This window comes from Providencia xihuensis (assembly GCF_041953405.1).
Lineage (GTDB): Bacteria > Pseudomonadota > Gammaproteobacteria > Enterobacterales > Enterobacteriaceae > Providencia > Providencia vermicola.
The window spans coordinates 676,270-698,304 of record NZ_CP169565.1 but is presented as its reverse complement, the minus strand read 5'-3'; the positions used below and the strand labels follow the sequence as shown (position 1 = coordinate 698,304).

Genomic DNA, 22,035 nt, shown 5'->3' with positions numbered 1-22,035 from the left:
AATATTAATCATTAAAATAAAACAACAAATGAATAAAACGTCATGAAGACACTGAAACAATTTTTCTATTTAGTAAAACCTTTTTGGGGGCAGCGTGCTGCCCTTTTGTGCTGGATACTACTTTTCGCCTCGCTGGGGCTAACGCTCTCATCCGTGTGGTTCAACGTCAAAATGAACATGTGGAACGGCGACTTTTATAACGCGCTACAAAAGCTTGATGGGCAAGCACTGTATGGCTTATTACAGTACTTTGTTATCTTAGTCAGCGGATTAATATTTGTAGTGGTCATGGGGAATTACCTCAAACAAATGTTGATTATCCGTTGGCGCAAAGGCATGACTGAGCAAGTCCTTGGCCGTTGGTTATCCCCCAACAGCAAACATTACCTATTAAGGTTGACCGCCCAAGAGCCCGACAACCCAGACCAACGTATTGCCGAAGACATTCGCTTACTGATTGAATCAACCCTCAATTTGGTAGTGACATTCCTACACTCAATGTTAACACTCGTCTCATTCGCGGCAATTTTATGGACGCTCTCTGGTAGCCTGTCGTTTAACTTTGCCGATAGCGATTGGACTATCCCTGGTTATATGTTCTGGGCTTGCATCATTTATACCCTAATTGGTATCGCCCTCACCCAGTGGATTGGCTTTCCACTGCGCCGTTTGCATATGGACAAGCAGCGCCGTGAGGCAGATTACCGTACCTCGCTCATTAACTGCCGCCAACACGGTGATGCCATCGCAGGGCAACGTGGTGAAAACCAAGACAGAAAAGAGTTAATGGGGCGTTTTGGTGAAATCATCACTAACTGGAACCGTTTGATCCGCTGTGAACGAAATTTATCTTTTTACACTGTGGGTTACCAACAAGTCACCGCATTAGCACCTGTTTTATTGGCCTTGCCTAAATTCCTTGCAGGGGAAATTATGTTAGGTGGGTTAATGCAATTGCGCCAAGCGTTCACTAGCGTTGCCACCTCTTTGGGCTGGTTTATTTTCGCCTATAAAGAAATCGCGGCATGGCAAGCTACCGTCTCTCGTTTATATAACTTCGTGGTGTTATTGGAAAACGACAATAAAGCACAAGTCACTGTTGATGAGCAACATGCGCCGTTAACCGCCAAAATTAGCGTATCAACGGCAGATAACCGCCTACTGGTTGAAGATGTTAATTTTACGGCTAAACAAGGGGAACTGACATTAATTTCAGGGCGCTCTGGCATTGGTAAATCCACCTTACTGCGCACACTTAGTGGGCACTGGCCGTTCTTTAGCGGTACGATTTCACGTACAGAGCACGTCATGTGGATCCCACAGCGCTTGTATTTACCTATCAGCCGCTTAGATAACCTATTAGCTTACCCACAAGCTGCCAGCCAATTTAACCAACACGATTTCCAGTATGCACTGACCTTAGTGGGGTTAGAAAAACTACACCATCAGTTAGCCTTAGAAACGGACTGGAACAACCGCCTATCTGGAGGCGAACAGCAACGCATTATGTTTGCGCGTTTGTTGCTTAACCGCCCGAAACTGTTGTTACTTGATGAAACCACATCGGCGTTAGATGAAAACAGCGCATTGGAATTGCTCGCGCTGCTAAAAGCGGAACTGCACGATAGCGCGATTGTCCTCGTCAGCCACCAAAGCTTTGTCACGCAATTTGCAGAACAAAAAATTCACCTTTCAGAGTCTGTCCGTACTGACTCTTTAATGACAGGAACACCTGAATATGCTTCGTAAAATCACTTTTGTTACTTGCATCAGCTTAGTGTTGGGCGGCTGTGCAGGTCATGCTACCACTAGCCAAAATGCACAAACTTTACTGCCTGTGCGTAGCGACCTACAGCATTATAAATTAGATAACGGCCTGCAAGTTTACCTCTTACAGCGTAGCCAGCCAGGTGTTGAGCTGCGTTTATTAGTGAGTAGCGGCTCATTGCAAGAAAATGAACAGCAGCTTGGCCTTGCTCACTTTACCGAGCACATGGCGTTTAAAGGCACTAAACATTTTCCCAGCACAACGGGCTTTAAACAGCTGGAACAACAAGGACTGAAGCTGGGTAGCCACGTCAATGCCATCACCAGTTTAAATTCCACCCTGTATAAGTTGTCGTTACCCGATGCAACCACAAAACAGGTAGAGACAGGCTTGCAAGTCATGGCAGACTGGGCTTCAAATATGACGTTCGACCAAGACGCATTTGAAAAAGAACGTCCAGTGATTGTCGAGGAGTGGCGTTTACGCCAAGGGATGGGTTATCGCATTAATGATAGCCTTGAAAAACTACGTTACCACGGCAGTCGTTATGCAGAACGTAACCCGATTGGCTCCCTCGATATCGTACGCCAAGCCCCAATTGAACAAGCCAAAAACTACTATCAAACATGGTACCAACCACAACGCATGACCCTGTTAGTGATTGGTGACTTTAATAGTTCTTCAGTTCGCAATCAGGTCAATACGTTATTTGCCTTACCTAAACCTGAAAAAGTGGCGGAAGATAACCCACAATGGAAGCAATTTGCTAGTTCCACCAATATGTTAGTGCAAGGAATTTTTGATAAGGAACAAGGTGCACGCTATGTCCAATTCGCATTGCAAAAGGATGTTAGCGCACCGCTAAATACCCGCTTAGGGCAGCAAGAAGACTTATTAGACAGTTTATGGCTCGCCATTTTAAACCAACGCTTTACGGTGATGGTAGATAACGGCGTTCTACCGTCAATCAGCATCAATGAACAAGGTGCAATGCTGGATAACCAACGTTTACAGCAACTGATGATTATCCACCCGAAAGGCAATGACTATGCAGGTGCCACGCAAATTCTGTTTACGGAATTACAACGATTAGCCACAGAGCCTGTAACCCAAGAAGAGCTCGATAGCGCAAAACAAGCGATGTTGAAAAAACTCAGTTTACAAGCCGCCTCTGAACAGCGTTACAGCAATGATTATCTGGCAGGGCAACTGACGACCGCCCTTGAGTATGACATGCCAATGTGGAATAAACGCCAGCAATTGGATGGCAGCTATCAATTGATTAATGGAATAAAACCACAAGCGTTACAGCAACACGTGGCAAAATTCCTGCAAGTGGCTTCCCCGCGCTTAGCGCTGATTGGCCCAGATACTGATGCCCCAACCGTGGATAAATCCACATTTAATACCCAATGGCTCAACGCCCGCCAAAGCTCACCAGGGCCATTTACGTTGCGTTCAAAAGCGATTACCTTGCAACTGCCTGAAGTAGTAAAAGGCACTATTGTTAAGCAAGACAAATTGCCTGTTGATAAAACCGAGCAATGGACATTAAGTAATGGCATCAAAGTGATTGTTAAAACGGATAAAAATCTTAAAGATGATATTCAGTTTAACCTTCAATTACCAGGCGGCCGTTCCTTAGAAACCCAACAAACTGCAGGTTTAACCGACTGGGCATTGAAACTGCCTGAAAGCAGTGGTTATGGTCACTACAGCGCGCGTGATTTAGCGCTGCTGGCAAAACACAACCAAATTTCGCTACGCCCTTACAGTGAGTTACTGACACACGGTTTTCGTGGTAAAACCCCTGTAGATAACCTCGAAACGGCATTGCAGCTGCTGAATTTAAAGCTCACTGCGCCGCAATTTAGCGGGGAAAAACTCGAGCAACAAAAACAGTCTTTCGCGTTAAATTTATCGAAAACCCCGGTAGAGCGAACCTTCCTAGATAATATCAATCAGGAAAGTTATACCCACGGTGAATTTTTAGTCATCAATCCACAAGGTGGCTGGCAGCAATTCACCGCACAACAATTGCAACAAGCCAATCGCCAATTGCTCACCTCAACCGCGGATATGACGTTGGTCATAACAGGGGCGATGAATAGCAAGGACCTGAAACCAATGTTAGAGAAATGGGTTGCTTCACTGCCATCTAGTGACCAAAAATTGGTATCACGCGACCAAGGCATCATGCCAAAAATGGCGAGTTTCAATAAAACCTACCCAATCAGTAGCAGTGATAAAAGCATGGTAAGCATTCAATTTGCGGCGCCTGCGGTTTGGTCGCAACAAGATCAACTGGCACTGCAATTGATTGATACCCTTGTTAGTCAACGCTTACGCGGGGAACTACGTGAAAAAGCCAGCGGAATTTATGCACTCGGTTTTTCGCAGATGTTAGCGAAAAAACCACAGCCTTATTACCTTGCTCGCTTGAACTTCACCACCTCCCCTGAGCGTGCGCAGGAAATGACGGCAATCGCGCAAAAAACCATTGCGCAAATTCGCCAATCGGGTGTGAGTGAAAAAGAGTTAACCGAAGCCAAAAATATTTGGTTAACAGAGAATTCACAAGTCACTGATAGTGCGAGCTATTGGACTGAAGCATTGGCACAAATCGCTGCTGATGATGGGCAATATCAACGTTTAAACCAAGAGCAAGCTATTGTACGCCAACTCACGGTTGAAGATATAAACCGTTTGGCTGGTCAATATTTAGGGCAAAATAGCAAAGTGTTTATGATGACGCCTTAATATCAGAAAAACCAACAGCTTTATTTATCAAGCTGTTGGTTTCCATAGGTACATTAATCGTACTATTATTTAAATGAATGCCTTACGTTATAGATAAAATTTAACACTCGATTATTTAAGTTATTAAAGAATGAAGATATGCGCTCTTGAAATGACATTCTTTTAGATTTCGCTATTTCAACCTCTAGTTTTAATTGTTCCATTGAAATATTCAGATAGTGTTCAATATCGTTAGTAATTTCATTACCTTTAATTCTTTTACACTGGAGAATGTTGATAATTAAATCAATTTTAGAGGAAAGCAGCTCTATCTTTGTGTCACTTCTTTCTTTATTAATGACTTGAATCACAGAGTCTACAATACTTTTAGGTATTTTTTTTGCTATTAACATTGATTCAATTCTATTAATAGCAGCATCTATAATTTCATTTTTCTTTTTAATATACTGGTTATATGCATTTATTTCTTCTAAATATTTCTCATTATATTCAGATTGTAACAATTTAATATCTAAATTTATTTTATCTTTTATAAAGTCAATAATTCTTTCATCCGTTAAATTATGACTCAGTTCCGTTAAAAACTTTCTGTTCTCACTTGTAAATTCATTTTCAGAGAGAACATTTTTAATTAAATTAATTTTATCAATACTTTCAATCTCCTTAAAAACTGAAAAATCCGAATGTTTTTTTATGTTTTTAATATATTTTTTATACTCAGATTCGTTTAATTTAATCTTAGATAAATATTCATTCGAATAACCAATAAGGCATTCTTTAACTTGAGTGATTATTTCCTTAGGGAACTTTTGTTTTTCAAGTAAACTTTCTATCGCGTAGGTTTCAACTCGACAGGATGCGTTATATAGAGATAAGAAGCGTGCATTTTGATATATAAGAAGAATTTTTCTTTTATCTACATCATTATTCAATGAATCGTGAATTTTCTTAAATAAACCTTCAAGTTCCCCCCTTACACTTTCATTTCTATCGATTGTATTTTTTGTTATAATGTAACTCATCAAAATTTTTATATGATTCAATCCATTCTCAGATAAAGCGCCTCCTTTTTTTAAATCATTAATTAAATCATCAAAGCTATCATATTCAACTTTCTTTATTTCCTCACTCTCTTCAGCTCTCTTTTTTTCTTTTGTTGACTCCATTTTACTTTCAATATTACCTGCCATTTTATTTACAGCCTGTTTAAATTTCTTTTCTATCTTACTACTAAAATCGCACCTCTCACATTCATTTTCAGAATTAGATATTTCTTTATCTTTAACACCTATAAGTTGGAGCGTTGCCCCTTTATCACTAAAGTTTATCTTTATATTTTTATTTATTGAAGGATCACTATCAACTTTCAACCCTTGATTAAAATACTTATCAATTTTTTCTTTCGCTTTCCCGCTCGCAACAATACCCCATGATTTATTTATTTCTGCCCAGCCATTCTCGCCATTGTTTTTGGCTGTTTTTATTTTATTGATAATGATATCGCTTTTCCCTTCGAAAACCCTTGGATTTCTGGTTATTGCTATTACCATCTCATTCAATGACATAGTTAGATATTTTTGTTCATCAAATTTTTGTTTTCCAAAAATTGGCATATCAATCCCCCTCTAACATTCGTTTTATTTTTAAATAAAAATTTATATATCATAAAAATAGTATAGTGATAGATTAGTCTTTTATATCAAATAACGATTATAAAACGTTTACTTTATTTCATCGTTTTTTATGTAATAAGTCTTATATCTCATTGACATAAAATAATTTTGATGTGATTAATATATTCTAGAAACGACAATAATGAGTAAAGTAATGAACAACGTAACCATCCGCAGAGCAACACTGAACGATGTGCCTGCAATCACCAAAATGCACGCGGACTATTCGGCGTATGCCAACACCTTACAACTACCATACCCAACGACAAAAACGTGGGAAGCACGCCTTGGGACGAATGACCCACTCGTCACCCAGTTTGTCGCCACCATTAATGAAGAAGTTGTGGGTTTGCTGACTATCAGCCAGCCGGGTCAAGTTCGCCGTCGCCATGTGGCCACCTTTGGCATCACGGTTAGCGAAGCACACCAAAGAAAAGGCATTGGCTCAAAGCTGATGCAAGTGATGGTGGATTACTGCGATAACTGGTTGAATGTGCGCCGTATTGAATTAGAAGTATTTGCCGACAACGATAATGGCATTGGCTTATATAAGAAATTTGGCTTCGAGCAAGAAGGTAGAATGCGTGATTATGCATTCCGTGATGGGCAATACGTTGATGCGGTGATGATGAGTAGGATCAAAAAATAGCGATAAAAAAATGCCACACAATACGTGGCATTTTAAAGAAATCATCTCGGTATTTCGCTAACGACTATTTGTCGCCTAACAGCACTGAATCCAGCGCAATTTCAATCATTTCGTTGAATGTTGTTTGGCGTTCGTCAGAAGTGGTTTGCTCGCCTGTTTTGATGTGATCAGATACAGTACAGATAGCCAGTGCGCGCGCACCGTATTCTGCCGCAACACCATAGATACCCGCAGCTTCCATTTCAACACCTAAGATGCCGTATTTTTCCATCACTTTGAACATGTCTGGATCTGGCGTATAGAACAGGTCAGCAGAGAACAGGTTACCCACACGGACGTTAACTTTTCTGGCTTTTGCCGCTTCAACCGCGTTGTGAACTAAATCATAATCTGCGATTGCCGCGAAATCTTGGTCTTTGAAACGCAGGCGGTTAACTTTAGAGTCTGTGCAAGCACCCATACCGATAACAACATCACGCAGTTTCACATCATCCATCACTGCACCACATGAACCTACACGGATAATCACTTTCACACCGAAATCGGTGATCAATTCTTTTGCATAGATTGAACAAGAAGGGATACCCATGCCGTGACCCATAACAGAAATCTTACGACCTTTATAAGTCCCTGTAAAACCTAACATGCCACGAACATTGTTCACTTGACGGACATCTTGCAGGAAAGTTTCTGCGATGTATTTTGCACGTAATGGATCACCTGGCATCAGAACGACATCAGCGAAATCACCCATTTCTGCATTAATATGTGGAGTTGCCATGATTATTTCCCTTTAAACAATAAAATTTTTTAAAATAAATAAGGTGGTCCCCCACCTTATTATTAGAATCAGTATGCCATTACCCTAAGCAATGTAAATTTTAGCCAACACCGTACAGCTCAAAGTATGACGGTAAAGTTTGCTCATTACTCTAAGCAACTTATTACCCTAAGTAACTTATTACCCTAGATAATTTGAGTTGTAGCTAGGCGACTAGCAAAACCATCCCTATGAGCATACACAAGTATGTGATTAGGGTGGATTTGTGCTGCCAACACCGTACAGCTCAAAGTATGACGGTAAAGTTTGCTCATTACTCTAAGCAACTTATTACCCTAAGTAACTTATTACCCTAGATAATTTGAGTTGTAGCTAGGCGGCTAGCAAAACCATCCCTATGAGCATACACAAGTATGTGATTAGGGTGGATTTGTGCTGCCAACACCGCTACAGCTCAAAGTATGACGGGTAATTGGGATTAAAGCATTGGTTTGCCGTAATCCATTGGAGACAAATCAAAATACTTAGCGACTGTCTGACCAATATCTGCGAACGTTTCGCGGTGACCTAATGAACCTGGTTTCACTTTTGGTCCATAAACCAGAACAGGAATGTGCTCACGAGTATGGTCAGTTCCTGGCCAAGTTGGGTCACAACCGTGGTCAGCAGTTAAAATCAGAATGTCATCTTCTTTAACCAGTTTCATTAATTCAGGTAAGCGACGGTCAAATAATTCGAGTGCTGCGGCATAGCCAGCAACATCACGGCGGTGGCCGTAAGCTGAGTCAAAGTCAACAAAGTTAGTGAATACGATGGTGTTATCACCCGCCAGTTTCATTTCTTCTACTGTTGCATCAAACAGTGCATCGATACCTGTTGCTTTGATTTTCTTAGTGATACCAACGTGCGCGTAAATATCCGCAATTTTGCCGATAGAAACGACTTCACCTTGTTTCTCATCCACTAATTTTTTCAGTACAGTTGGTGCTGGTGGCTCAACCGCTAAATCGTGACGGTTGCCCGTACGCGAGAAGTTACCTGCTTTATCACCCACAAATGGACGCGCGATAACACGACCAATGTTATAACCACCTTTGGTTAACTCTTCACGTGCGATTTCGCACAGCTCATACAGTTTGTCTAAGCCATACGTTTCTTCGTGACACGCAATTTGGAATACAGAGTCTGCAGAAGTATAGAAAATTGGTTTCCCAGTTTTCATGTGCTCTTCACCCAGTTGGTCTAGGATGACAGTACCAGATGAATGGCAGTTACCTAAGTAGCCTGGCAGGTTGGCTTTTTTAACTAAAGTATCTAGCAGTTCTTGTGGAAAGCTGTTTTCTTCGTCAGAGAAATATCCCCAATCGAATAACACAGGTACACCTGCGATTTCCCAGTGGCCTGATGGGGTATCTTTACCAGAAGAAATCTCGCTTGCGTAACCATATGCACCGATAATTTCAGCATTAGGATCAAGACCCGCAGGGAATGAACCGCTTGATTCTTCTCCTGCTTTACCTAAACCTAATTTTGTTAAATTAGGTAAATGCAGAGGCCCTTTACGACCAATATCCGCTTCGCCGCGTGCACAAGCATCTGCAATGTGACCCAATGTATTTGAGCCTTCATCACCAAATTTATGTGCATCGTGTGCAGCGCCGATCCCAAAGGAATCCAAAACCATAATAAATGTGCGTTTCATATTTTTCTCCTGCGGTATTTATTAGAACGATATACCACTAAAATCTATTTGTATTACTCGCTGATTTGGCGATAAACCATCGGCGTTTGCTCTGGGGAATTTTCACCAATTACCATTGCTGCGCGCACTTCTTTTGCCGCTTCTTCCCATGCTTTTTCACTGTTTGCATGGATAATTGCCAATGGTGTTTGTGTATCCACTTTCGCGCCGAGTGCCGCGATATCACTCAAACCAACACTGTAGTCAATTGGGTCAGTTGCTTTACGGCGACCGCCGCCTAATGTCACAACGGACATCCCCAATGCACGCGTATCCATTTGCGTGATAATACCGTCTTTCGGTGCATAAACTGCTTTGCTCAGCACAGCAGTTGGTAGGTATTTGTCATAATTTTCAACAAAATCTGCTGGGCCTTTTTGTGCTGCAACCATACGACCAAACACTTCTGCCGCTTTACCGTTATCCAGCACCGCTTGCAGTTTTTGGCGAGCCTCTTCACGAGTAGCCGCTAACGAGCCTGAAACCAGCATTTCCACACAAAGTGCCATTGTCACTTCATACAGACGCGGGTTGCGGTATTCGCCAGTTAAGAATTGCACTGCTTCGCGCACTTCAACCGCATTACCCGCACTGGACGCTAACACTTCGTTCATGTCGGTTAACAATGCCGTCGTTTTACACCCTGCGCCATTTGCCACTTTGACAATTGACTCTGCCAGTTCTTCTGATTTCTCATAGGTTGGCATAAATGCACCAGAGCCGACTTTTACGTCCATAACTAAGGCATCAAGGCCTTCAGCCAGTTTTTTACCTAAAATGGATGCCGTAATCAGCGGAATCGAGTCAACTGTTGCAGTAATATCACGGGTTGCATAAAAACGTTTATCTGCTGGCGCTAATGAATTGGTTTGCCCAATAATTGCCACACCCACATCTTTAATAATGTCACGGAAACGAACATCATCAGGAAAGATGTCGAAATTAGGGATAGCTTCCAGCTTATCCAACGTACCACCTGTATGACCCAGACCACGGCCTGAAATCATAGGGACATAACCGCCACATGCAGCGACCATTGGGCCTAGCATCAGCGAAGTCACATCACCAACACCGCCTGTAGAGTGCTTGTCCACCAACGGGCCGTTAAGGTTGAGTGATTTCCAATTCAGCACCGTTCCTGAATCACGCATAGCCAGCGTCAGTGCAACACGCTCAGGCATCGTCATATCGTTAAAATAGATGGTCATTGCCAGTGCAGCAATTTGACCTTCCGAAACAGAATTATCACGAACACCATTGATAAAAAAGCGAATTTCCTCTTCGCTTAATGGTTTACCATCGCGTTTTTTACGAATAATTTCTTGTGCCAGAAACACGATATACTCCTTTAAAGTCGAATTTATCGGCTAACAATAATGCGAAAATTAATAACTGCTGCTTGATTTTTTAACGTCGTAGCCCAGCGTGTTTAATAAATTTGCTAATAAGCTTGATGCGCCAAAACGGAAGTGGCGGCTATCAGCCCAATTGTCACCTAAAATTCGGCCTGCTAATGCTAAGTAATCAGCCGCTTCTTCTGCGGTACGTACACCACCAGCAGGTTTGAAACCAACGGTTTTTGCAACGCCCATATCACTGATGACTTGCATCATGATTTCTGCACTTTCTAATGTTGCGTTAACAGGCACTTTACCTGTTGAGGTTTTGATAAAGTCAGCACCAGCTTTAATTGAAATTTCAGACGCTTTACGAATTAACGCAGCATCTTTTAATTCACCCGTTTCAATGATCACTTTCAGTAACACATTGGCAGCTGCACATGCGTCTTTACACGCTTTGACTAAATCAAAACCAATTTGCTCATTGCCTGCGATCAGCGCACGGTATGGGAATACAACGTCAACTTCATCCGCACCATAAGCGATAGCGGCTTTAGTTTCTGCTAATGCGATTTCAATATCATCATTACCGTGTGGGAAGTTGGTTACGGTCGCGATGCGAACGTCAGGCGTACCTTGCTCACGCAAAGTTTTACGCGCAATTGGAATAAAACGAGGGTAGATACAAATTGCCGCTGTGTTGCCAGCAGGGCTTTTGGCTTGATGGCATAATGCGATCACTTTTGCATCAGTGTCGTCATCATTCAATGTGGTTAAATCCATCAGGGTCAGCGCGCGTTGTGCGGCTGCTTTTAAATCAGTCATATAACTCTCCAACGTTATTAATTCTTCAGAACGACACGTTCTTTGTTGGCGAGCGGGCTTGGTTCCTTAAAGATGCCAGCCGGATGCTTCCGAACTGAGCAGCTGAGTTCCTTCTCACCGCACGATGCCCTAGAGTCATTCGACTCTGAGAACTAGCAGTTCCATTAGCAGCTTACTAGTGTCTATTTGACCATGGAACAGCGTCACTTTATGTGCTACAAATCACATTAATCGACTGAATGTTACATTATTAAATATAATTATGTGAATAAGATCTCATTATACCCGATCTATCTGTTAATTTATTCACTCAAATGGCTTTTCTAACCTTAAACAATCATTAATTGACTAAGTTAAGAATAGTTGAAATTCTGCCTTTGAATATAAAAGATAGCAAAAGAATATAACCGATAAAAATAAAAGCGAAAGAGCTACACCCTTCCGCTTCTATAGTGAACAGGCTGAATAAACCTGCCTAAAATCTTACACGATGCTTTATGCTACCGCGGCTGCCCCCAAGGTCAAGAAGAAGCCAGCAATAGTCGCACTCATTAAGTTAGACAATGTTCCTGCCATGACAGCTTTCATGCCAAGACGCGCAACGTCGCCACGGCGATTTGGTGCCATTCCGCCTAAACCACCCAGCAAAATTGCCACTGACGATAAGTTCGCAAAACCACACAATGCGAATGAAATAATGGCTTTTGTATGATCAGACAGTACTTGCTTACCTGCCGCAATCACTTCTGCATCTGCCTTCATGTATTCACCGAAATTCATGAAGGCAACAAATTCATTCACAACAATTTTTTGACCAATAAATGAGCCCGCAATAGTGGCTTCACTCCACGGCACACCAATTAAGTAAGCGATAGGCGCAAACAACCAACCTAATAGCAACTCAAGGGACAGCTGAGGATAATCAAACCAGCCACCAATACCACCTAAAATACCGTTGATTAATGCAATCAATGCAATGAACGCTAATAACATTGCGCCAACATTCAATGCTAATTGCATCCCTGACGATGCTCCCGCTGCTGCGGCATCAATAATATTTGCAGGACGTTCATCTTCTGCAACTAAATCAGTCGCGTTAACTCTATCGCGCGCATCTTCTGTTTCAGGAACCATCAGTTTTGCGAATAACAGACCACCAGGTGCTGCCATAAATGATGCAGCAATCAAGTATTCCATTGGCACGCCCATTTGTGCGTAACCCGCTAACACAGAACCCGCCACTGACGCTAAACCACCACACATAATCGCAAACAGTTCAGAAGTGGTCATGGTTGCAATATAAGGACGAACAACTAAAGGTGCTTCAGTTTGACCCACGAAAATGTTCGCCGTCGCAGATAAGGACTCAGTTCGTGATGTACCAAGAACTTTCTGTAAACCGCCACCCAATACTTTAATCACCAACTGCATGATACCTAAGTAATAAAGTACAGCGATCAACGATGAGAAAAACACAATGATAGGCAGAACGCGAAAAGCAAAAATAAAGCCGCCACCGCCAAATAATTCAAACATTTTGTCGGACACTAAGCCGCCAAAAATAAAGCTCATACCATCTTGACCATATCCGATGACTTTAGAAACACCATCAGACATCCCTTGTAGCACGCTGCGCCCAGCAGGGACATATAACACTAATGCGCCGATTGCCAACTGGATAATAAAAGCACCACCTACAGTGCGAAGTCTTATCGCTCGGCGATTGCTAGAAAATAGGATAGCTATCGCGATGAGTACCGCCATTCCTATAATACTCATAATGAGTTGCATGGAAGGATCCCTGTTCACTTGATTCTAGGTTGATATATAAGGAAACGTGTAAGTCGCCTTGTCTCTTTGTGTGATGATTATACCTAGTCATCATGAATAACTCGCAATGTTCATCACAAATACGAGGTGCAAGAAACACTGAAAATTCAAATAATGTGATAAAAATCACAAAACTGAGTCAGTTTTATCTGGAAAGGCCCTAAAGGTGCCATAAGTCGTAGTAAAAGCTGAATGGATTAAATCAGATGGGAAACAGATTTATATAAGTATTACTTATCGTTTTAACTGTTTTTACTTTGTCAGATTAAATAACGACAGGCTATTATTGTAAAGTTGTTGAGCGATTTCTTCTGGAGATTCGTGGCGAAGCTCACAAAATGAACGAAAAACCCACTCAAGACGCTCTGGCCGATTGGGCTCTCCCTGGAAACCTGAAACAGGCATATCTGGCGCATCAGTTTCAAACAATAATGATGTGAGTGGTAATTGCGACATCACATAGCGAGTTTTATTAGCGCGCTTATAGGTTATCGTTCCCCCTACACCAATATAATAACCAAGTTTAACAAAAGCTTGAGCTTGGGATAAGCTCCCCGAAAAACCATGTACCACACCGCGAGCAGGCACATCAATACGGCGCAATATCGCTGCTAGTGGGTCATGCGTTTTGCGGGAATGCAAAATGACAGGTAAATCAAACTGCTTTGCCAGCTTAAGTTGCGCGATTAACAATTGCTGTTGGCGCTCAAACTGCGGGTTTGGCATGTATAGATCGAGTCCAATTTCCCCTACTGCCACGCAGTTTTTATTTTTCTGCTGAAGGTAATCCACTAATACATCAAAATGTGCATCTTGATACTGACTGATATACAGAGGATGAAACCCCATCGCTGCATGCAATTGTGGGTATTGCTGCGCCAATTGCCATACACGAGCGAAGTTATCTAAACTCACCGTAGGAATAACAATCTGTTCTACGCCACTTTGTTGTGCAAGGTGCAAGCTTTCGCTAAGCGCATCACTAAAAGGCGGAAAATCAAAATGGCAGTGTGTATCAATAAATTGTGGTTTATCCATTACGATTTTCATTCACTGGAAATATAATTGAAGGTGCCTCGACAAGCTCTGGCACTAAGTCTTCAGGCACTGATGCATTTTGCTCTGAAGGTTCGATATCAATCTCGAGGGGATTGAGTTCCATCTTCCGCGCCAAAGTGCGACTGAAGCTGTTTTGACTCTGATTAAACCCTGCACCAAGAGCAGCAATGAAATAACGCCCACAACGTCGCCCTGTATGATAGTCTTCATTTAAGGAAGAGACTTTACTCCCCAACGCACTACTTTTTAGCGGAACAGGTGGGTAAATTTCGAAAACTTGCACATCTTTAGGCGGATTTTCAATAAATTCTTGCGTCTTACGATAGCTTTTCAGATGCACTTTCAACATCGCCGCCATGCGCTGTAATCCGTTATTCTCACCTTCCAACCAGCGCGTCATTCTTTTCACCCATTCAGGGGTGAAATACATTTGGGATGGCACAGTACGGATCACCACAATTGTTTCAGCCCCGCGTCGGTAGGCTTCTTCAACAGGGATTGCCGCACTAATCCCACCATCGTGGTATAACGTGCCATCAAATTCAACGCCTTCGCGGTAGAACCCAGGGATTGCACTCGATGCACGAATAATATCCAGCCAAGTATCTGCATTGGGTTGTAAAAACTCAGCAGAAAAATTATCACTACGGCTAGCCCCCATATAAAATTCACGGCCTGAATCCAAGAGATCCAGCCCCGCTTCCATTCTCAAAGGGAGCTCTTTTGCTGTGGTTTCTATCAACCAATCGAGGTCAATGAGGTGACCCCCACGGATAAAACGTAGTGGATTAAAAAACGCAGAATTGGTGGTATAACGGGTGATCACACGGCGAGCGTAGCCTGCTTGCCCGCAAATATAAGCAGACAAATTTTGCGCCCCTGCGGAGGTACCAATCATTAAATCAAATGGATTAAAGTCAGAAATCAGAAACTCGTCCAGTACACCTGCAGTAAAAATCCCTCGCTGCCCGCCACCTTCACAAATCAATGCGGTTTTTCCTGAGTTGATATTATCTAAAAATGCGAGAGGCTCAATAGTGCCTAAAGTGACTGAAACGTGTTTTCCCATAATACACCTGAATGAATTGAATAGCGTTCATGACTCAAAAACAGAATGAGCTTCCCTTTGAAAGCTCATTCTATCGGCATTGTACAATAAACATTCATCAATTCGGGCTATTGAGACATTTATTTACAGATTAGTTAGCAAGCACTAATCCATTTTGCACAGATTTCACGCCATTAACGCGGGAAGCGACCTGCGTAATTTTATCGATTTGGTCAGCTGATTTCACAAAACCCGAGAGATAGACTACACCGTTAACAGTTTTGACGGATACACTATTGCTGGAAATTCCCTTGGTGCCCAGTAATTTTCCTTTCACATCTGCAGTAATTGCCGAATCATCAATGTATTCGCCCGTATTTTTTGCGCCGCTAGAAATAGCATTCCCCGTATCTTTACCTGCCATTTCAACGGTTTTGGCCGCACTGTCCCACGTTTCAGAAGCTTGTTTTTTCAGCGCGCCGTCTGATGATGAGCTGCATGCAGTGAGTGCAAAGCTCAATCCAATAGCAGTAAAACTACTTAATAGCATTGCCTTTTTCATAGGAACCTTCCTTTCACTGTGGTAAACGAGTTAACGTTACTAGCCTAAGTAAAAAAACAGAAAAAATAAAGTGGTTCAAGGGTAAAGACAGAATATTCTTGATGAAATAGTTTTAAAGATAGGAAAAGGCTCTCTAAAAGAGCATCAGGAAGAGATAACCCGCTACTTCATGATGAAATAGCGGGTTAAAAACAAGACTAGTGCTCGCGTGTTTTACGGAACCGAACGTCTGGGTAACGTTCGCTGGTCAGGTTGAGGTTCACCATCGTTGGTGCGATATACGATAAGTTATCACCGCCATCAAGGGCTAAGTTTTGCTCATTTTTGCGCTTAAATTCTTCGAATTTCTTCGCATCATCGCACTCAACCCAACGTGCCGTTGAAACGTTAACAGCTTCGTAAATCGCTTCAACGTTGTATTCACTTTTCAGGCGCGAAACGACCACGTCAAACTGTAGTACCCCTACCGCACCGACGATTAAATCGTTATTGGTTAATGGACGGAACACCTGCACCGCACCTTCTTCAGATAACTGAACCAGCCCTTTCAGTAGCTGTTTTTGCTTCAGTGGATCACGTAAACGAATGCGACGGAACAGCTCTGGTGCAAAGTTCGGGATACCCGTGAATTTGAGTTCTTCACCTTGGGTGAACGTATCACCAATTTGAATCGTCCCGTGGTTATGCAAACCAATGATATCCCCAGCGTAGGCATTTTCGACCTGAGAACGATCCCCTGCCATAAAGGTTAATGCATCGGAAATTACCACGTCTTTTTTGATTCGCACTTGGCGTAACTTCATTCCTTTTTCATAGGTGCCTGAAACAATACGCATAAACGCAACGCGGTCACGGTGTTTCGGGTCCATATTAGCTTGGATTTTAAAGACGAAGCCCGTGAATTTTTCTTCTGTGGCTTCAACTTCACGCACGTCAGTTTGGCGGGCTTGTGGTGCTGGCGCCCACTCGACCAAGCCGTCTAACATGTGGTCAACACCAAAGTTACCTAATGCGGTACCGAAGAAAACAGGGGTCAATTCCCCTTCTAAAAACGCATCATGGTCAAATTCGTGGGAAGCGCCTTGAACTAGCTCTAACTCATCACGCAATTGTGCAGCCAATTCATCACCCACCGCCGCATCTAAATCAGGGTTATTTAACCCTTTGATGATACGAACTTCTTGAATTGTATGACCTTGACCTGTTTGGTAAAGAATCGTCTCATCACGCAGTAAATGATAAACCCCCTTGAATAACTTACCGCAACCAATAGGCCAAGTGATTGGACAACAAGCAATTTTCAGCTCATTTTCCACTTCATCCAGTAGTTCCATTGGATCACGAATATCACGGTCGAGTTTATTCATGAAAGTCAGAATTGGCGTGTCACGCAGACGGGTAACTTCCATCAGTTTACGAGTACGATCCTCAACCCCTTTACCAGAGTCAATAACCATTAAGCAGCAGTCAACAGCAGTTAACGTACGATAGGTATCTTCAGAGAAGTCTTCGTGCCCTGGGGTATCCAGTAAGTTAACTAAGCAATCATTGTACGGAAACTGCATCACAGATGTGGTAATCGAAATACCACGCTGTTTTTCCATTTCCATCCAGTCGGATTTTGCATGCTGATTGGAGCCACGGCCTTTTACTGTACCTGCACGTTGAATAGCGTGCCCGAACAGCAATACTTTTTCTGTAATCGTGGTTTTACCCGCATCGGGGTGAGAGATGATAGCAAACGTTCTACGCGTGCTAACTTCCTGTAGAAAATTCTGATCTGTCATTTAACCGTTCTTTTCGTCTGAATACAGATTTATAGTGGCACGCGTCTTAGCTTAATGTAGCATTTAGCAGTGCAAATCCGTCTTGTTAAACATAATTGGCGGATATTTTCGCAGATCTTGGGGGTATTAACAATCAAAGCATCGAGGTATGACAAAAACAATACCCCGATGTGACATAAAAATGACTTAAATAACGAACGGATTACGACAAAATCAATTGAGTGATTTCATCGCCTAACGCCTGAGTACTTGCATTACCGCCCATATCACGGGTTAAGTGACGGCGCTCTTTGATCGCCGTTTCCACCGCAACCATAATGCTATCATGCATTTCAGGGCAACCTAAGTGTTGCATCATCATCGCTGCCGCCCAAATCGTCCCTATTGGATTAGCAATATTTAACCCTGCAATGTCAGGGGCTGAGCCATGGACTGGCTCAAACATCGATGGGAAGTCTTTTTCTGGGTTGATATTGGCAGACGGTGCAATCGCAATGGTCCCTGTACAAGCAGGGCCTAAATCAGACAAAATATCCCCAAATAAATTTGACCCAACAATCACATCGTAAAACTCTGGCATGCGCACTAAATTTGCCGCAAAAATATCAATGTGAAATTGATCGACTTTAATCTCTGGGTAGTGTTTTGCCATTTCTGCCACGCGGCTATCCCAATACGGCATGGAGTGGAATAATCCGTTAGATTTAGTGGCTGAACTCAGGTGTTTTTTCTCACGAGTTTGCGCTAATTCAAACGCATATTTTAAAATGCGGTCAGTGCCTTTGCGGGTAAAAATACTTTGTTGCAGCACCATTTCATCTTCAGTGCCTTCATATTGAATACCACCAATAGCAGAGTATTCTCCTTCTACGTTTTCACGCACCACATAAAAATCAATATCCCCTGGTTTTTTATCCGCCAGTGGACATTTGATCCCATCAAATAAGCGAACTGGGCGCAGGTTAACATACTGGTTAAATGCACGGCGAATAGGCAACAATAAACCCCATAACGAAATATGGTCTGGTACACCAGGGAAACCTACAGCACCAAGAAAAATCGCATCAAACTTTTTCAGTTGTTCTAAACCGTCTTCTGGCATCATACGCCCAGTGCGGTGATAGGTTTCACATGACCAATCAAATTGTGTAAAGTTGAGTTTTACATTGTGTTTGCTTGCTGCGGCTTGTAAAACTTTTAACCCCTCGGGGATCACTTCCGTACCAATACCATCGCCAGGAATAACCGCTATGTTGAATTGTGACATGGTGAAAACCTCTGATAAATGAATTAGGTGTGTTTTTCTCCAGTTTAGGGATTGCTGTGATAAAGTATAGACATGAACTGTAATCCTTAGGTTTACAAACTATGAACAAGCTCCCTGCGTTAGAGGACATTCGCGTTTTTGTCACTGTCGCCCACTTAATGAGTTTTTCTCAAGCGGCAGCACAGCTATTGGTTTCACCTGCCTATATTTCTAAACGAATCAAACTGTTGGAAGAAAATCTTGGGCAAACGCTATTTTTTCGAAGTGCACGCTCAATTAAACTCACGCATGAAGGGCAAATTATTCTACGCAGCAGCGAATTGATGTTAGCGGAACTTGAACATATGCAAGAAACGCTCAATGCTTGCCGTGAAGAAATTCGTGGTACACTGCGGATCAGTTGTAGCACAGGGTTTGGCAGCACTTATATCAATCCGTTTATCCTATCATTACGCGCTCAGTATCCTTTATTAGCTATCGACCTGACGTTAACAGATAAATCCGTCGATATTATTAATGAAAACATTGATGTGGATATTTGTATCGGAGGCACTATCTCCGATCAGTTTATTGCACGGCGTATCGCTGCCAATCAACGCATACTCTGTGCCGCACCTCGCTATTTAGAAAAAAATGGCTATCCAGTATATCCACAAGAACTTGAACAAAAACATTCTTGTATTGCGATTAAAGAACGCAATCAAGCCCCCGCGGTGTGGAAATTAGCCCACAACCAAGAAAGTATGACCGTTAGCCCAAACAGTCAACTCACCGTGAATAATGGTGAGGTTGCAAAGCAATGGTGTTTAAGTGGGGAAGGCATCCTACTACGATCATTGTGGAGCGTCTTGCCAGAATTAGAATCTGGACAGTTAGTGCGTGTTCTCCCAGAATGGTACCAAACCGCAGATGTTTATGCCGTTTATTCGAGAAGTATTCGAACAAGTGCTAATCTTAGAGTTTTCATTGAAAATCTCGAACAATACCTTGCGACCCATTTGCAAAATGGATTTATGGCAACACCTTCAGTAAAGGTTGATAGCAATTGATGACAGAAACTGAGACATTCAAAGAACGTTTATTAAAATTACTCAAACAAAAGAAAATGAGCCAACTTAAGGCGGCACAAGCCCTTGGCGTCTCCCGAACCGCCGTCAATAAGTGGACAAAAGGTGGTATGATCGACGAAGACAACCTTGATAAATTGGCAACGTTACTGGATGTCGATAAAATTTGGTTAAAATACGGCGAATATACGAACAACCAAATCACGGTCACCAATGCAGGGGTGATGCGTAACATCAACGAAGTGCACCTGCAAGAATCTGCCGATATCGTAACGTGGGAGTGGGATTTGCTCACAGGGGAATTGAACTACTCAGATAATGTCGAAGCCGTTTATGGCATTAAAATTACGACTAATGAAGATTTTTGGGCATTGATGGCGCCTGAGTCCAAAGAGAAGCTGGTGAATGGTTACTCAAAAATCATTCGTGAAGGCGGTGCCCATGAGATGGATTTTAAAATTAACTGGGAAGGCGAGTACCGTTGGATCACTTCTCGCGCCACAGGGGTTAAAGGGCCAAATGGTAAAGTCACTAAATTGGTTGGGATCAGCCTTGATAATACCGAACGCAAGAATAGCGAATTACGCCTACGAAAAATTAAGTGCTATTTTGATGTTTTACTCTCCCACTTCAATTACTTAGTCGCTTTCACTGACAAAGCTGGTGAAATTCTTGCCAGTAACTTAAGTAGCCAATCCACTGAAATTGACTACCTCGAACTGCAACGTTTATTGTACCAACTCATCATTAATCACAAAACATGGCTAGAAGAAGTGTGCCAAACAGGCCGTGGACAAATTGTGTTTCAAGATAAACAAATTACTGCATATCAACATTTTAATGATGAAAACCAACCCTTTTTGATGTTTGAACTCAAACCAATTTAATACTTCCCCCACAAACAACGGTGGGGGAATGAATTTATAAATCAAGTACTAAACGCTTACTTCTTGCCCTAGATACGCATAACATCATGGTTTTTTGCTCTGCTTTCTCATCGTCATCTAAATAGTGGTCACGATGATCAGCTTCGCCTTCAAGGATCGCGGTTTCGCAGGTTCCGCAAACCCCATTACGACATAAACACTCCACATTGATGCGCTTATCCGCTTCAATAGCCTGTAAAATAGACATATCTTTGCCAACTTCTAAGCTAAAGCCTGAACGTTGAAAGTAAACTTCGAAAGAATCCCCTTCACTGGCGACTTCACCAAAGTTTTCAAAATGTACCTGTGATCCCCCTAAGTATTGGTTACCTTTTTCAATCACCTCATTAATTAATGATTGAGGGCCGCACACGTACACATGGCTAGACGAAGGTTGGGACTGAATCAATTGCTCGACAGGCATCCTCTGCCCTTGGCTGCCATCATAAAGGTGCAAGCGTGAGCCAATACGCTCTTGTAAATGCTCGACAAACGCAGCGGTTTTCACATCGCGAAAGCAATAATGTAACTCAAAGTCCATACCGCCTTGCTCTAATTCATACAAATAAGACAAAAACGGTGTGATACCGATCCCCCCAGCAATTAGCAAGTGCTTACACTGGTTATCCTGTTCAAGGGAAAAAAAATTTTGAGCAGGTGAAAGATGAATACAATCGCCAACAGACAGCTGCTCATGCATAAATGCCGATCCACCTTTCGAGTTTTCATCACGCAAAACAGAAATACAGTAACTGCCTCTATGTTTTGGGTCGCTAATCAGCGAATAAGCGCGCTGTAAGCCCGTTTGCTCCCCCATGTATACAGTGACATGACTGCCTGCACTAAAAGGCAAGAAATTTCCCTCTTGGGCAACAAATTCAAACATTTTAACGGTTGAACTCACTTGTTCGATTCGGCTGACATTCACTGCAATTTTTTCTTGGCTCATCAC

17 protein-coding genes are annotated in these 22,035 nt (G+C 42.4%); 5 read left to right on the top strand and 12 right to left on the bottom strand.

Annotated features, from left to right (window positions below; all coding sequences use genetic code 11):
• Positions 1-42: 42 nt before the first annotated feature.
• Both ACE2AL_RS03000 and ACE2AL_RS02995 read left to right on the top strand, forming a co-directional pair.
• Positions 43-1,749, top strand: a complete 1,707-nt coding sequence (locus tag ACE2AL_RS03000; protein ID WP_272574292.1) for an ABC transporter ATP-binding protein/permease — start codon at positions 43-45, stop codon at positions 1,747-1,749.
• Positions 1,739-4,528, top strand: coding sequence for a M16 family metallopeptidase (locus ACE2AL_RS02995; protein ID WP_375083963.1), 2,790 nt, complete (start codon positions 1,739-1,741; stop codon positions 4,526-4,528). The genes ACE2AL_RS03000 and ACE2AL_RS02995 overlap by 11 nt, the downstream gene beginning before the upstream one ends.
• A 65-nt stretch (positions 4,529-4,593) precedes the next feature.
• Here the strand turns inward: ACE2AL_RS02995 and ACE2AL_RS02990 are convergent, their stop codons facing one another.
• The gene (locus tag ACE2AL_RS02990; protein WP_375083962.1) at positions 4,594-6,141 is read right to left on the bottom strand and encodes a hypothetical protein; all 1,548 of its coding nucleotides are present in this window, start codon (positions 6,139-6,141) and stop codon (positions 4,594-4,596) included.
• Between the two features lie 214 nt (positions 6,142-6,355).
• Here ACE2AL_RS02990 and ACE2AL_RS02985 point away from each other — a divergent pair, with 214 nt between their 5' ends.
• Entirely contained in the window at positions 6,356-6,850 is a 495-nt protein-coding gene (locus tag ACE2AL_RS02985; RefSeq protein WP_349415774.1) for a GNAT family N-acetyltransferase, read from the top strand.
• Between the two features lie 64 nt (positions 6,851-6,914).
• Here ACE2AL_RS02985 and deoD read toward each other — a convergent pair whose 3' ends face one another.
• The 10 genes from deoD to ACE2AL_RS02935 form a co-directional block, all read right to left on the bottom strand.
• Complete coding sequence (gene deoD / locus ACE2AL_RS02980) at positions 6,915-7,631, bottom strand: purine-nucleoside phosphorylase (protein ID WP_206084491.1); 717 nt, start codon at positions 7,629-7,631, stop codon at positions 6,915-6,917.
• Between the two features lie 478 nt (positions 7,632-8,109).
• Positions 8,110-9,333 carry a phosphopentomutase gene (gene deoB / locus ACE2AL_RS02975; protein ID WP_206084490.1) on the bottom strand — a complete coding sequence of 408 codons (1,224 nt, stop codon included), beginning with the start codon at positions 9,331-9,333 and terminating at the stop codon, positions 8,110-8,112.
• Between the two features lie 53 nt (positions 9,334-9,386).
• The gene (gene deoA, locus ACE2AL_RS02970) at positions 9,387-10,709 is read right to left on the bottom strand and encodes a thymidine phosphorylase (protein ID WP_219245644.1); all 1,323 of its coding nucleotides are present in this window, start codon (positions 10,707-10,709) and stop codon (positions 9,387-9,389) included.
• Positions 10,710-10,757: 48 nt separating this feature from the next.
• Complete coding sequence (gene deoC, locus ACE2AL_RS02965) at positions 10,758-11,537, bottom strand: deoxyribose-phosphate aldolase (protein ID WP_047755652.1); 780 nt, start codon at positions 11,535-11,537, stop codon at positions 10,758-10,760.
• Between the two features lie 495 nt (positions 11,538-12,032).
• Positions 12,033-13,316, bottom strand: coding sequence for a NupC/NupG family nucleoside CNT transporter (locus tag ACE2AL_RS02960; RefSeq protein ID WP_206084786.1), 1,284 nt, complete (start codon positions 13,314-13,316; stop codon positions 12,033-12,035).
• Between the two features lie 303 nt (positions 13,317-13,619).
• The gene (locus ACE2AL_RS02955; RefSeq protein WP_241016852.1) at positions 13,620-14,405 is read right to left on the bottom strand and encodes a TatD family hydrolase; all 786 of its coding nucleotides are present in this window, start codon (positions 14,403-14,405) and stop codon (positions 13,620-13,622) included.
• Positions 14,398-15,495 carry a patatin family protein gene (locus ACE2AL_RS02950; RefSeq protein ID WP_375083959.1) on the bottom strand — a complete coding sequence of 366 codons (1,098 nt, stop codon included), beginning with the start codon at positions 15,493-15,495 and terminating at the stop codon, positions 14,398-14,400. The genes ACE2AL_RS02955 and ACE2AL_RS02950 overlap by 8 nt, the downstream gene beginning before the upstream one ends.
• A gap of 130 nt (positions 15,496-15,625) precedes the next feature.
• Positions 15,626-16,036, bottom strand: a complete 411-nt coding sequence (locus ACE2AL_RS02945) for a BON domain-containing protein (RefSeq protein WP_206084486.1) — start codon at positions 16,034-16,036, stop codon at positions 15,626-15,628.
• A gap of 197 nt (positions 16,037-16,233) precedes the next feature.
• Positions 16,234-17,823 carry a peptide chain release factor 3 gene (gene prfC, locus ACE2AL_RS02940; RefSeq protein WP_206084485.1) on the bottom strand — a complete coding sequence of 530 codons (1,590 nt, stop codon included), beginning with the start codon at positions 17,821-17,823 and terminating at the stop codon, positions 16,234-16,236.
• A 202-nt stretch (positions 17,824-18,025) separates the two neighbouring features.
• A complete protein-coding gene (locus ACE2AL_RS02935; protein WP_206084484.1) occupies positions 18,026-19,090 on the bottom strand; it encodes a tartrate dehydrogenase in 1,065 nt (354 codons plus the stop codon).
• Positions 19,091-19,191: 101 nt separating this feature from the next.
• On the opposite strand from ACE2AL_RS02935, the gene ACE2AL_RS02930 reads away from it, so the two are divergent.
• Together ACE2AL_RS02930 and ACE2AL_RS02925 are read left to right on the top strand one after the other, a co-directional pair.
• Positions 19,192-20,139, top strand: coding sequence for a LysR substrate-binding domain-containing protein (locus ACE2AL_RS02930; protein WP_206084483.1), 948 nt, complete (start codon positions 19,192-19,194; stop codon positions 20,137-20,139).
• Positions 20,139-21,044: a helix-turn-helix domain-containing protein gene (locus tag ACE2AL_RS02925; RefSeq protein ID WP_206084785.1), complete on the top strand. Its 906-nt coding sequence runs from the start codon at positions 20,139-20,141 to the stop codon at positions 21,042-21,044. Before ACE2AL_RS02930 ends, ACE2AL_RS02925 begins: the two co-directional genes overlap by 1 nt.
• Before the next feature lie 34 nt (positions 21,045-21,078).
• On the opposite strand, the gene ACE2AL_RS02920 is transcribed toward ACE2AL_RS02925, so the two are convergent.
• On the bottom strand, positions 21,079-22,032 hold the full coding sequence (locus ACE2AL_RS02920; protein WP_375083957.1) for a PDR/VanB family oxidoreductase: 954 nt from the start codon (positions 22,030-22,032) through the stop codon (positions 21,079-21,081).
• Positions 22,033-22,035 lie beyond the last annotated feature (3 nt).

Coding starts and splice junctions, on each gene's coding strand:
- ACE2AL_RS03000 (WP_272574292.1), top strand. CDS start 43: ATGAAGACACTGAAACAATTTTTCTATTTAGTAAAACCTTTTTGGGGG.
- ACE2AL_RS02995 (WP_375083963.1), top strand. CDS start 1,739: ATGCTTCGTAAAATCACTTTTGTTACTTGCATCAGCTTAGTGTTGGGC.
- ACE2AL_RS02990 (WP_375083962.1), bottom strand. CDS start 6,141: ATGCCAATTTTTGGAAAACAAAAATTTGATGAACAAAAATATCTAACT.
- ACE2AL_RS02985 (WP_349415774.1), top strand. CDS start 6,356: ATGAACAACGTAACCATCCGCAGAGCAACACTGAACGATGTGCCTGCA.
- deoD (WP_206084491.1), bottom strand. CDS start 7,631: ATGGCAACTCCACATATTAATGCAGAAATGGGTGATTTCGCTGATGTC.
- deoB (WP_206084490.1), bottom strand. CDS start 9,333: ATGAAACGCACATTTATTATGGTTTTGGATTCCTTTGGGATCGGCGCT.
- deoC (WP_047755652.1), bottom strand. CDS start 11,537: ATGACTGATTTAAAAGCAGCCGCACAACGCGCGCTGACCCTGATGGAT.
- ACE2AL_RS02960 (WP_206084786.1), bottom strand. CDS start 13,316: ATGAGTATTATAGGAATGGCGGTACTCATCGCGATAGCTATCCTATTT.
- ACE2AL_RS02955 (WP_241016852.1), bottom strand. CDS start 14,405: ATGGATAAACCACAATTTATTGATACACACTGCCATTTTGATTTTCCG.
- ACE2AL_RS02950 (WP_375083959.1), bottom strand. CDS start 15,495: ATGGGAAAACACGTTTCAGTCACTTTAGGCACTATTGAGCCTCTCGCA.
- ACE2AL_RS02945 (WP_206084486.1), bottom strand. CDS start 16,036: ATGAAAAAGGCAATGCTATTAAGTAGTTTTACTGCTATTGGATTGAGC.
- prfC (WP_206084485.1), bottom strand. CDS start 17,823: ATGACAGATCAGAATTTTCTACAGGAAGTTAGCACGCGTAGAACGTTT.
- ACE2AL_RS02935 (WP_206084484.1), bottom strand. CDS start 19,090: ATGTCACAATTCAACATAGCGGTTATTCCTGGCGATGGTATTGGTACG.
- ACE2AL_RS02930 (WP_206084483.1), top strand. CDS start 19,192: ATGAACAAGCTCCCTGCGTTAGAGGACATTCGCGTTTTTGTCACTGTC.
- ACE2AL_RS02925 (WP_206084785.1), top strand. CDS start 20,139: ATGACAGAAACTGAGACATTCAAAGAACGTTTATTAAAATTACTCAAA.
- ACE2AL_RS02920 (WP_375083957.1), bottom strand. CDS start 22,032: ATGAGCCAAGAAAAAATTGCAGTGAATGTCAGCCGAATCGAACAAGTG.